The 12913-nt window shown below is 59.7% G+C and carries 7 protein-coding genes; all 7 read left to right on the forward strand.

Features of this window, described 5'->3' with window-relative positions; all coding sequences use genetic code 11:
• The first annotated feature begins 132 nt into the window (after positions 1–132).
• A complete protein-coding gene (locus Q1A71_RS06495; RefSeq protein ID WP_299673252.1) occupies positions 133–2310 on the forward strand; it encodes a SulP family inorganic anion transporter in 2178 nt (725 codons plus the stop codon).
• A gap of 346 nt (positions 2311–2656) precedes the next feature.
• Positions 2657–4873 carry a 1,4-alpha-glucan branching protein GlgB gene (glgB, locus tag Q1A71_RS06500; protein WP_299673254.1) on the forward strand — a complete coding sequence of 739 codons (2217 nt, stop codon included), beginning with the start codon at positions 2657–2659 and terminating at the stop codon, positions 4871–4873.
• 30 nt (positions 4874–4903) lie between these two features.
• Positions 4904–7273, forward strand: a complete 2370-nt coding sequence (gene gghA, locus Q1A71_RS06505; RefSeq protein ID WP_299673256.1) for a glucosylglycerol hydrolase — start codon at positions 4904–4906, stop codon at positions 7271–7273.
• A gap of 348 nt (positions 7274–7621) precedes the next feature.
• Positions 7622–8983, forward strand: a complete 1362-nt coding sequence (gene hmgA / locus Q1A71_RS06510) for a homogentisate 1,2-dioxygenase (protein ID WP_299673258.1) — start codon at positions 7622–7624, stop codon at positions 8981–8983.
• A 44-nt stretch (positions 8984–9027) separates the two neighbouring features.
• A complete protein-coding gene (fahA, locus tag Q1A71_RS06515) occupies positions 9028–10284 on the forward strand; it encodes a fumarylacetoacetase (protein WP_299673260.1) in 1257 nt (418 codons plus the stop codon).
• 13 nt (positions 10285–10297) lie between these two features.
• The gene (locus Q1A71_RS06520; protein ID WP_299673262.1) at positions 10298–11248 is read left to right on the forward strand and encodes an MBL fold metallo-hydrolase; all 951 of its coding nucleotides are present in this window, start codon (positions 10298–10300) and stop codon (positions 11246–11248) included.
• A gap of 37 nt (positions 11249–11285) precedes the next feature.
• A complete protein-coding gene (locus tag Q1A71_RS06525; protein ID WP_299673264.1) occupies positions 11286–12911 on the forward strand; it encodes an FAD-dependent oxidoreductase in 1626 nt (541 codons plus the stop codon).
• The last annotated feature ends 2 nt before the right edge of the window (positions 12912–12913 follow it).

Here is a 12913-nt window from a genome sequence, read left to right on the forward strand (position 1 = left end):
TCGCAGCCCATGGATGACCATGCTCACGCGGAGGCTTTCGCGCCACGGACCGACGGCAGCGCCACAGCTCACACAGGGTCCGCGGCGGCCGGAAAGGCTATTCCAGGAGGCCACATTCCGGGGCTCCGCGACTTGCCCGCCATCCTCTCCGCCGGGCTGATTTGCGGCCTGCTGACTGCGATGTTTGCCATCTCTGCGGCCGCGTTGCTGTTCTCAACAGTGCTGAGCACTCATATCACCCTGGCCATCGGAATCTGCCTGTTCGGAACCATCGTGCTGAATGTCGTGATCGCGCTATCCAGCTCCTGCCCGGGGATGCTGTCGGTGACACAGGAGGTAACCGTGGTCACACTGGCGGTGATCGCAGCTTCGATCCACGGGGGCATGTTCGGCACCCACAGCGAAGCGGAGACCCTGGCGACGATCATCGTGATGATCGGGCTGGCTACCGCATTGACCGGCGCGGCACTCTTTGCGATGGGGAGTTTCCGGCTCGGCCGGCTGATCCGGTTTATACCCTATCCGGTGGTCGCAGGGTTCCTAGCCGGAATGGGCTGGTTGATCGTGGCAGGTGCGCTGGCGGTGATCTTGGGCGATCCAGTCACTGCGAAGACCCTGCCTGCGCTGGTTGACGCCGATGCCATGGCCAAATGGGTGCCTGCGGTAGCCTTCGCAGCTGTCGTGGATGTTGCGGCGCGCCGGAGCGGAAGCCCGTTTGTCTTACCGATAGCCATAGCACTGTTTCTCGCCCTGTTTCACACCGGTGTCTGGTTGTTTGATCTCTCGGCCGCGGATCTGCAGCGTGACGGCTGGCTCTTCGCGCCACCGCATGACGGGGCGATAGATCTGCCGTTTCATGGCAACCCCTTGGCTCTGGCCGACTGGACGACGATCTGGTCAGAACTGCCAAAGATATCTGCGCTCCTGGCGATAAGCGCCGCGGCATTGCTCTTCGCTGCGAGCGGCATTGAGCTTTCCCTGCGCCGGGATATCGACCTCGACCGAGAGCTCCGGGCCGCGGGTCTTGCAAACATGGTGGCAGGTTCCGGAGGCGGCGCCGCGGGATTCCAGGGATTGGGGCTCACGATCCTGGCACATCACTTGGGCGCAGCTTACCGCATCACCGGCCTGCTGGTCGCGGGGGTGTGTACCGCGATCCTGGTTTTCGGCGGGTCATTGCTGAGCGTCGTTCCGGTCCCGCTCTTTGGTGGCCTGCTCCTCTGGATTGGTGGTGGCCTTCTTTATCAGTGGTTGATCGGGGTCTTCGCCAGCGTATCGCGTCGCGAATATGTGGTTGTGGTGCTGATCGTTCTCCTCATGGTCACCGTCGGTTTGCTGGAAGGGATCGCCGCGGGTGTTTTCGCAGCGGCGGCGCTTTTTACCGCGGAATACGCTCGCGTTGATGTGGTGAAATATGCAGTCAACGGAAAAACTTATACCAGCCGCACCGAACACGCCCCGGATGATCGCGCCTATCTGCGGAGACATGGAGATCAGATCTGTATCCTAAGACTGCAGGGCTTCATCTTTTTCGGCAGCGTACATCAGTTGTATCAGCAGGCCCGGGACTGCTTTGAGATATGCGGAACGGCGGGGGGCCGCTTTCTCGTGCTGGATTGCCGGGATGTGACCGGGTTTGACTCATCCGCCATTCAAGGGCTGAGCAAAATCTGCGACATCGTTCAGAAACAGGACGGTCGATTGGTCATCGTTGCTCTCAAACCCGTCATGTCCAAACGCCTCAACAAGCTACTGCTGAAAGCGGAAGCCGACCCGGCAATACTCTATTTCGACGAGGCAGATGCGGCCGTCGCATGGTGTGAAGATCGCCTGTTGCTGGACGGCACCTCTGGCCGACGCCCGGAAGCAACACCACATATTGCAGAACAGCTGGCCGCCTGCCTGAAGGATGCAGATGCCTTTGCGACCATGAAGCCGTATTTGAAAAGGATCGCGCTCAGACCGCAGGAGATGCTGATCCGCCAACAGGATGCGGGGACAGACATTTACTTCATTGAAAAAGGTCTCATCAAGGTGCACCTCGACAGCCCTGCAACCCTTCCCGTTCATCTGCGAACACTTGGACCAGGAACCATCGTCGGGGAAATGTCCGTCTTTCTTGAGCGGGAGCGCACCGCGTCGGCAACCGCCGAAACGGCTGCTACAGTTTGGCGCCTGAGTCAGCAGGATTTGAAGCGGATGACGCTGTTGAACCCCGCTTTGGCCGATGCGCTGAACAGGTATTTCCTGAGGACGATCGCGGAACGTCTCGATCAATCAAATCGCCTCGTCCGATCTCTTACTGATTGAGATCGCCGACTGGCAGTCTCGTGTCTGGTTTAAGCAGGCATCCGCGGGCTGGAAAATGCTGACACCAAGACGAGATCACCTCTGGGGGCTGTCTTTAGTTTTTCGTCACTTTGAAACGTGGATCCGCCGGTAAGCATGAGAGCATTTTTCTGAGCAGATCTTTCGCCTGAGACACACATGAGGGCACCCGCTGGTCGTCAAGACGATCCTAGTGGGCGTCGCGGCCATTAGGCGTGCAACAGGACGCGGGCAGACCTCATTCTCAAGGTGTCTGCGTCTGCTCCGGTTGATCTGCAGTCGAGCGACACTAGCATGAGAAGTCATCAGACAAACGAACGGTCGCCGCTTGAAACCTAGAACCGAGATACTTAACCGCCTGATCACGGGCACTCATGACGACCCTTTTGGCGTTCTTGGCCCACACCGGTCTGAGGATGGCCAGAACATGGTGACTGTGTTCCTGCCCGATGCAGCAGCGATCGCCGCAGTTCAAGAGGAGACCGACGCGACGGAACTCCGACCAGTGACAGGTGCTCCAGGCGTGTTCGAGGGCGTTATAGAAAAGGGTCCGGGCTATCGCCTGCGTGCCACCATGGCTGGCGGTCGGGTCTGGACATTTGAGGATGCCTACAGGTTTGGCCCCGTCATTGGTCAGATTGACGAACATCTGATCAGCGAAGGCACCCATGGACGGCTTTGGGAGGTTCTCGGCGCGCATGTCATGGAGCATGAGGGCGTCGTCGGCACCCATTTTGCGGTCTGGGCGCCAAATGCGCGGCGCGTCTCCGTTGTGGGCGGGTTCAACAACTGGGACGGGCGTCGCCATCCGATGGGGCGCCGTGGCGCTTCGGGCATTTGGGAAATCTTTCTTCCTGATATCGGTGACGGAGAGGCCTACAAGTACGAGGTGCTTGGTGCAGACGGTGTGCTGCAACCGTTGAAATCCGATCCCGTGGGTTTCGGCTCCGAACATCCGCCAAAAAATGCCTCGGTCGTGCGGGACATTCGTGGCTATGGCTGGAGCGACAGCGAGTGGATGGCGAACAGAGGGGAAAGGAACGACCGTTCAGCCCCGATTTCAATCTACGAAGTGCATCTCGGCTCCTGGCGCCGCAAAGACGATGGACGACCGATCTCCTACCGCGAAGCCGCGGAGGAACTGGTCGATTACGCCGTTGATATGGGCTTTACCCACATCGAGTTGATGCCCATCAGCGAGTACCCCTTTGACGGCTCCTGGGGGTATCAACCCGTCGGTCTTTTCGCACCCACGATCCGTCACGGCCCCCCACATGAGTTTCGTAATCTCGTCGATGCCGCGCATGCCAGAGGTCTTGGCGTGATCCTGGATTGGGTGCCAGGGCATTTTCCGACAGATGGCCACGGGCTTGGCCAGTTCGATGGCACGGCGCTCTATGAACATGCCGACCCCCGTGAAGGCTTTCACCAGGACTGGAACACGCTGATTTACAACTATGGCCGGAGCGAGGTGAAAAACTACCTGGTCGCGAACGCGCGCTACTGGTTGGATGAGTACCACATTGACGGCCTTCGTGTAGATGCCGTGGCGTCGATGCTCTACCGCGACTACTCCCGCAAGGAGGGTGAGTGGGTGCCCAACAAAGATGGGGGGCGCGAAAACTACGAAGCGATCGCTATGCTGCGAGACATGAACACAACCACCTATGGCGATCAGCCTGGTATTCTGACCATCGCGGAGGAGAGCACGGCATATCCGGGCGTGTCTCGGCCTGTGTCAGAGGGGGGGCTCGGTTTTGGGTTCAAGTGGAACATGGGGTGGATGAACGACACGCTCAACTACATGAAAACAGACCCGGTGCATCGCAAGCACCACCATCACAAGATGACGTTTGGCCTGACCTACGCGTTCTCCGAGAATTTCGTGCTCCCGATCAGCCACGATGAGGTCGTGCATGGCAAGGGTTCGATGCTCGGCAAGATGCCAGGCGGGACCGAGCAGCGCTTCGCCAACCTGCGGACATATTACGCGTTCATGTGGGGGCATCCAGGCAAGAAGCTGCTCTTCATGGGGCAGGAATTCGGGCAGATCGGCGAGTGGAACTACGCGAGCGAAGTGGACTGGTCCGCGCTGGATGATGCGCGGCACGCAGGCTTGCAACGGTTAGTCCGCGATCTGAATACGCTCTACAGGAGCGCGCCTGCACTCCACGAGAAGGACGCGCAGCAGGACGGTTTTCAGTGGATTGAGGCCGATGATGCGGCGAACTCGGTCTATGCCTGGATCAGGCGCGGAACCGGAGACGTGCCGAATGTCGTCGTGGTCTGCAACTTCACGCCGGTGAAACTTGGAGAATATAGGATCGGGCTGCCGATGTCGGGCGTGTGGACTGAAGCTTTGAACACAGACGCGCGCATCTACGGTGGACAGGGACGGGGCAATATGGGGGCAATTGAGGCGAGGCCGGCCCCCGAACATGATCAACCTGCCAGCGCAGAGATTTATCTCCCGCCACTCTCGGCCATCTTCCTTGTGTATCAGGCATCGTTAGGCCAGCCTGCTGATTCCGGCGCAAGTGATTGAGCGACCCACACGATGTCTGAGGACCCGAAAATGCCACTCAAGGATACGATAAGCTTCATCGAACAGGCAGCCCATGCGGAGGTGGCGGCGACACACAAGGCGCTGACCACCGCCGAGAGCACGTTCGAAGCCGAGCGCGACATTGCGCGCCGACTTGGAGGCCGGCTGGTCGATGGCATGGCCGTCTTTGGGTTCTGGACACCTGAATTGCTCGATTCACGTGTCCCGACAAGCGACATCTTCCTGGAGGTGCTTCGCGCCGTCGATCCCATCGACCTGACGCGGTCTCACCAGGAGGTGAATTTCGAGCTTGGCTACGTGCCTGTGCTCCGTGAGGACGCCTATTGTTTCACGGCTGTCGAAGGCTTGCGACCGGGCAGCGCAGAGGTCGTCGGCGATTTCTATGCGCTGACCTGGCGCGACGCCGAAGACAAATGGCATCGCATCCTCGATCCGCTTGCCGCATCGCTGCCATTCGGGGCCATGGCGCCCGCAGAGCTCTACGACTTGGAGGCCATGCACGCGCACCGGGAGGACAGGGCGTACTTCGAGGCGCTCAAAGGCGCGGAGCCGCACAAGTTTGGCCCTCCGGAAAACATTCTGCAAATCCACGTCCCGACCGCCACGGCAGGTGGCACGCTTGCAAGCCTGACCCGGCACTATCAGCGCCTGGCCGAACGGGTCGCACGCGGTTTGCCGATGGAACCAGCCGACCAGTTGTTTCTCGGCTATGATGCGGTCCAGCTTCTCCCGGTTGAACCGACCACTGTCTATGAGGCTGGCCCGGACTTCTGGCAAGAAAGTGATCCGACCAGCGACAGCGTGTCAGTGTCGCTTTTGCGCCCGGACACAACAAACTGGGGCTATGACGTCGTCATCTCGGGCATGGCCACGGTGAACCCCGTCCTGCTCGAAACGGGCCGGCCCGATGAACTGGTGGAACTTGCTGCGACACTCCACACCTTCCCGTCCAAACCGAAAGCGCTGATCTTCGATGTTGTGTTCGGTCACTCCGACAACCAGGGCTTGAACGCCTTGAACGGTCACTACTTCGCCGGACCCAACATGTATGGCCAGAACCTCGATTATCAGAATACGGCGGTGCGGGCGATCCTTCTGGAAATGCAGCGTCGCAAGGTGAATTTCGGCGCAGATGGGGTGCGTGTCGATGGTGCGCAGGACTTCAAGTGGTGGGATGCCGCTGCACAGGAGCTCCGCCATGACGATGAGTATCTTCAGTCAATGGCCGATATCGTCCAGGAGGTCGCGGGAACGGACTACCGACCTTGGTTCATTTTCGAGGATGGCCGACCATGGCCGGAAGAGGACTGGGAACTGTCCTCCTCCTATCGGTCAGTCATCGAAAGCCAGCGCGATGACGACGTGTTCCAGTGGGGCCCGCTGACGTTTGCGCACAACACGCCCTTTCTCTACACATTCTGGCTCTCGAAGTATTGGCGCATCCGCGAGATGGTCACGGTTGGTGAAAACTGGATCTCGGGTACGTCGAACCACGACACCTTGCGCCGGGGAACGCAAGTGAGCCCTAAACTCAACATCAATACGCGGCTTGGGCGGACGCGGATGGAGATCCTCGACAAGGCATATGACAACCCGGCTGTTCATGTGCTGACCTATGTGACGATGCCGGGGGTGCCGATGGACTTCCTGAACGCCATGGCGCGGGCATCCTGGGGATTTATCCGCAATCAGGATGATCGCTATGGGGTCAAGGTCGTGGCCGAAGAAGCGATCAGCCTCAAATGGCAGGTGGACGAGTACAGCTACTCGATGCCGGGGAGTTTTCGGCGCCTGAAGGCGCTTGGCTATGAAACGCGTGAAGAGCTGGCGCGCTTCCTGGAGTTCCTGCCGGCCTTGGTGGAGGTCACCGAATATGACCTTGAAGAGATCGCGCGGCTTTTGAATGCGTCAGAGCCGGCCCTGGCAGGCCCGGACTTCTCCGTCGAGACACTCAAGCAGATCGCGCGGGCGTGGATGGATGACATGCACGACTACTGCAATGTTTCGAACTCGTTGTCATCGCTTGATGCCGAGCAGGCCGCATTCTGTCTCGAGGTCCGAGACTTCCGCAGCGCCCGGCCTTGGCTCAGGCAGAACTATGGACCAAAAGATCAGTTCGACTACTTGCACCCGATCAATGGCCGGACCGTATTTACCTCGCTGCGGCATGGCCCGAGTGGCGAGCAGGTTTTAACGATCTCGCACATGGAGGGGAAGCCTCTCGAAGAGACGGATCCCCTGGATTTGCCGCTGCCGGGGATCGACGGTGGTGGTTGGCGCGTGGCCTTGCGCACTCCTTCAATTGGCCCGGATTACACGGGCGGGCCGATCACCTTGAGAGACTCCATGTCACTTGTCTATGTCCGCGAGGGTGGTTAGCGGGGACGTTTCTCGCACCAGCTTTGGTCAAAACGGAAGGAGGGCCGAGGGTTGTGACAGCATTCCGTCCGCCAACCCGGTCACGAATTTGGCAATACGTTTCCTCGTTATCACCTCTTTTCGGATAGAGCGGTCCGAGCGCTGACTCCGGCTCGTTATAGACATGCGGATCCGTTGAGAGGCGCATTCACTCCCGGTCGGACTGTCGGTCCAGTCGCTGATCAAGCTCCGGGAGTTCTGGTTTCGTCACTGGCGTCCCTCTGCAGTGCTGGTACGCACCCACTGTCGTTGCATTTGCAACGAATATGAAGGTAAGCTCAGAATCAGTCTTCAGATCAGGAGAGCGGGATGAACGAGCACGCCTTGCCGACGGACATGACGATCGCTCCAGACGGGGCAGGAACGACCCAAGGCTACATGCCTGGGTTTGGGAACGACTTCGAGACCGAGGCCTTGCCGGGAGCCTTGCCTCAGGGGATGAACTCGCCGCAGAAGGTCAACTACGGGCTCTACGGGGAGCAATTGTCAGGCACGGCTTTCACCGCGCCCAGCCATCAGAACGAGCGGACCTGGTGCTATCGCATCCGGCCTTCGGTGAAGCATTCACACCGGTATGAGCGCATCGATCTGCCGTACTGGAAATCCGCCCCGCACATCCCGCAGGATGTGACCTCACTGGGACAGTATCGCTGGGACCCGGTGCCGCATGCGGACGACGGGCTGACCTGGCTGACGGGCATGCGCACCATGACCACGGCGGGCGATGTGAACACCCAAGTGGGTATGGCCAGTCATATCTATCTGGTGACCGACAGCATGGTGGATAGCTACTTCTATTCCGCCGACTCAGAGCTGCTCGTGGTTCCGCAGGAAGGCCACCTGCGGTTTTGTACCGAGTTGGGGGTGATTGACCTTGAGCCAAAGGAAATCGCAATCCTACCGCGCGGACTGCTCTACCGCGTTGAGGTGCTGGAAGGCCCGGCGCGCGGCTTTGTCTGTGAAAACTACGGGCAAAAGTTCGATCTTCCCGGTCGGGGTCCGATTGGCGCAAACTGCATGGCCAACCGGCGCGATTTCAAGACGCCTGTGGCGGCCTATGAGGACCGCGAGGTGCCCTCCACCGTGACGATCAAATGGTGCGGCCAGTTCCATGAGACGAAGATCGGGCATAGCCCGCTGGACGTTGTTGCCTGGCATGGCAACTACGCGCCCTGCAAATATGATCTGCGCACCTATTGCCCGGTCGGTGCGATCCTCTTTGATCACCCCGATCCGTCGATCTTCACTGTTCTGACTGCGCCAAGTGGCGTTGAAGGAACGGCAAACATTGATTTTGTGCTGTTCCGCGAGCGCTGGATGGTGGCGGAGGACACCTTCCGCCCGCCTTGGTATCACAAGAACGTCATGTCCGAGCTGATGGGCAACATCTATGGCCAGTATGACGCCAAGCCGCAGGGCTTCGTTCCCGGCGGGATGAGCCTGCACAACATGATGTTGCCGCATGGGCCGGACAAGGAGGCCTTTGAGAAGGCGTCGAATGCAAATCTTGGCCCGGACAAGCTCGACAACACGATGTCGTTCATGTTCGAAACCCGCTTCCCGCAGCACCTGACGGAATTTGCCGCAAGGGAAGCCCCGCTGCAGGACGATTACATCGACTGCTGGGACGATATTGAACGAAAGTTCGACGGGACGCCGGGCAAGAAATAGAGATCAGCTGCGTCCGTGCCGATCCCGAACAGCGAAAGACAAACATGACCACATTGCGCCGATCCTGGGTGGCAACCGCCAATAGCGCCGAGACGCCGTTCCCGCTCAACAACCTCCCTTATGGAGTGTTTTCGGTGAGTGGGTCCGACCGCCGCTGCGGCGTCGCCATTGGTGACCAGGTCCTCGATCTGGCCGCGCTTGAGGCCGCGGGCATCCTGACATTTGGCACGCCGTTCATTCAGTCATGGAATGCCTTTATGGCGATGGGCCGTCCGGCATGGACAGATTTGCGGACAAGGCTGACGGCCCTCCTGGCCGCAGACAGCGTTGATCGTGATCGCGTGGAGCCGCACCTGATCACCCAGAAGGGCACCGATCTTCACCTGCCTATCGCCGTCAGCGAATTTACAGATTTCTACGCGGGACGGCATCATGCCTTGAACGTCGGCACGATGTTTCGTGGTGCGGAGAACGCGCTGCCGCCGAACTGGCTGCATATTCCCATCGGATATAATGGCCGCGCTTCATCGGTGCTGGTGTCGGGCACGAATGTGCGCCGACCCTGGGGGCAGCTGAAAGGACCCAACGACGATGCGCCGCGCTTTGGGCCATCGGCCCGCTTTGACATCGAACTGGAGATGGGCGCCATCGTGGGAACTCCGAGCGACGGGCCGATCACGGTGCGCGAGGCCGATGCCAATATCTTCGGCTACGTCCTCCTGAACGATTGGTCCGCGCGCGATATTCAGGCCTGGGAGTATCAACCCTTGGGGCCGTTTCAGGCCAAGGCGACCGCGACCTCGATCAGCCCATGGATTGTCACGGCTGAGGCCTTGAAACCATTCCGCTGTCATACGCCTGCGCGGGAGGTCGAATTGTTGGATCACCTGAAGGACGATGGGCCGATGCTCTTTGATATTGACCTGGAGGTCACCCTTGCGCCCAAAGGCAGAGAGGCCAGCACGATTGCCCGTACGAACTACAACGAGATGTATTACTCCGCCGCCCAGCAGCTTGCACATCACACGACCTCGGGTTGCGCGATGCGGACTGGTGATCTTCTCGGCTCCGGCACAATCTCCGGGCCGGAGAAGCAAAACCGCGGCTCGCTGCTTGAGATGAGTTGGGGCGGCAAGGAGCCCATCACTCTGGACACCGGCGAGACCCGCAGCTTTATCGAAGATGGCGACACGCTCACATTGAAGGGAAGTGCCCGGGGAGATGGCTATACCATTGGCTTCGGCGATTGTACCGGCACCCTACTGCCCGCCCTCGACGATCCGTACGCGCGCGACGCATAGCAAAGGAACGACCATGGCCAAGGCATTCGCGTCCCAAGGGGACCTCACCGAAAAGACCATCACCTTCGACGAGATCGGTGACGGTCTTTGGGCGTTCACGGCGGAGGGTGATCCCAACTCAGGAGTGATCATTGGCGATGATAGCGTGATGATCGTCGAGGCGCAGGCGACGCCGCGCCTTGCCGGCAAGGTGATCGAAAAGGTCCGCGAAGTGACCGACAAGCCGATCAGCCATGTGGTTCTGACGCATTATCACGCGGTGCGCGTGCTCGGCGCCTCTGCGTTCAATGCCGATCAGATCATTATGTCCGATACCGCACGCGCCATGGTCGTGGAGCGCGGTCAGGAGGATTGGGACAGTGAATTTCAACGCTTCCCCCGCCTGTTCGAAGGTCATGAGAGCATCCCGGGCCTGACTTACCCCACGACAACCTTCAGCAACAGTATGACGGTTTATATGGGCCGTCGCCGCGTTGACATCCGCCACATTGGCCGGGCCCATACCGCAGGCGACGCGATCATCCATGTGCCCGATCAGAACGTGATGTTTACCGGCGATATCGTGGAGGACCATTCCGCCTGCTATTGCGGCGACGGGCATTTTGCCGACTGGGGCAGCACGCTCGACAAGATCAAGGCCTATGATGTCGATGCGATTGCCCCGGGACGGGGGGGAGCGCTGATCGGGAAGGACGCTGTGGACCGGGCCATTGAAAGCACCCGGGACTTCGTGAACAGCACCTATGCGCCTGCGGCCCGGGTGGCGGCGCGCGGCGGATCGCTCAAGGAGGCATGGAACGCTGTGCGCGCAGCCTGCGACCCGAAATTCAAGGACTATGCGATTTACGAGCATTGTCTGCCCTTCAACGTCAGCCGCGCCTACGACGAGGCCCGCGGCATCGACACACCCCGCATCTGGACAGACAAGCGTGATCTGGAGATGTGGGAACAACTGCAAGGCTGAGCCACCAACGGCGCAGGCTCCGTTCAACAGGCGACCCATGTTCGAAGACAGATATTCGCTCGCATTCAAACTCTATCCTTACAAGAGAAGCGCTGATCAGGACGCTGATACCGTTGTGCGCCACCCGGTCGTGGTGGTTGGCGGTGGTCCAATTGGCTTGGCCACCGCGCTCGACCTGGGGCGTCAGGGCGTGCCGGTCGTTTTGCTGGATGATCACGAGGGTGTCGGAATGGGCAGCCGTGCGATTTGTTTCGCCAAGCGCACCTTGGATATTGCCGACCGATGGGGATGTGGCACAGCGATGCTGGACAAGGGGGTCGTCTGGAATGTCGGCCGGGTGTTCCAGGACGACCGACAGGTGTTCGAATTCAATTTGCAGCCCGAGGAGGGGCATGCAAACCCGGCCTTCATCAACCTGCAGCAGCCCTTCTTTGAAAAATTCATCTTCGAGCAGATCTGCGAGGAGCAAAGGAAGGGTGCACCGATCGAGATCAGGGGCAAGAACCGCGTCGACCACGTGGCCAGCTTCGATGACCACGTGGTGCTTGAGGTCGCCACGCCTGAAGGTCCCTATACGTTGGAGGCGGAGTGGGTCGTCGGATGTGATGGGGCAAGCTCACCCTTGCGCGGCATGCTGGGGCTTGGCTTTGAGGGGCGCGTGTTCGAAGACAGCTTCCTGATTGCGGACATCAAGATGACATCCGATGACTTCCCGACAGAGCGTTGGTTCTGGTTTGAACCGTACTTCAAATCCGGTGCTTCGACTTTGCTTCACAAGCAGCCGGATGACATCTGGCGCGTTGATTTCCAGATTGGATGGGACGTCGACCGCGCAGAAGAATTGAAGGAAGAGAATATTCGCCGCCGACTCGACGCGATGCTGGGGGGTGACGTCGAGTACGAAATCGTCTGGTCGTCGATCTACACGTTCCAGTGTCGTCGGATGGAGAAGTTCCGTCATGGGCGCGTTCTCTTTGCCGGTGACAGCGCGCATCAGGTATCGCCCTTCGGTGCGCGTGGGGCCAATTCCGGCATCCAGGACGTGGACAATCTGGGCTGGAAACTCGGCCTGGTCGTTAGGGGTATAGCGCCGGAACAGCTTCTCGACACATATGATGACGAGCGCATCTTTGCGGCGGATGAAAACATCCTGAATTCCACACGAGCCACGGAGTTCATCACGCCCAAGTCAAAGGTGAGCCACACTTTCAGAAACGCCGTTCTGAAACTGGCCGAGCAGCACGCGTTTGCGCGCCCGATGGTGAACTCCGGTCGACTGTCCGTGCCGTGTGTCTACGACGCCTCGCCGCTCAATGGGCCGGACGACCTGCCAGACGGACCAGAGCAGACCCGGGTTGGAAGCAGCTGCAAAGATGCACCGCTGGGCGACGGCTTTCTTTTGCAGCAGCTGGGCGACGATTTCGCCGTCCTGGCGCTGAACACTGAGGTTCCGACATCAATCCAGGTCGGCGACATCCCGGTACGCACAGTTGCAGTTGCGACGTCGGACGAATCCTTTGGCGCCTTGTCCGAGCGCTACCTCGGAGCGGCGAAAAGTGCTGTCTACCTGATCCGGCCCGATCAACATGTGGCGGGGCGCTGGTCGACTTTCGATGAGACCGCCGTACACGCGGCGACGCTGAAAGCCTGCGGAAGGGACTGAGA

It is taken from the genome of uncultured Roseobacter sp., assembly GCF_947493125.1.
Classification (GTDB): domain Bacteria; phylum Pseudomonadota; class Alphaproteobacteria; order Rhodobacterales; family Rhodobacteraceae; genus Roseobacter.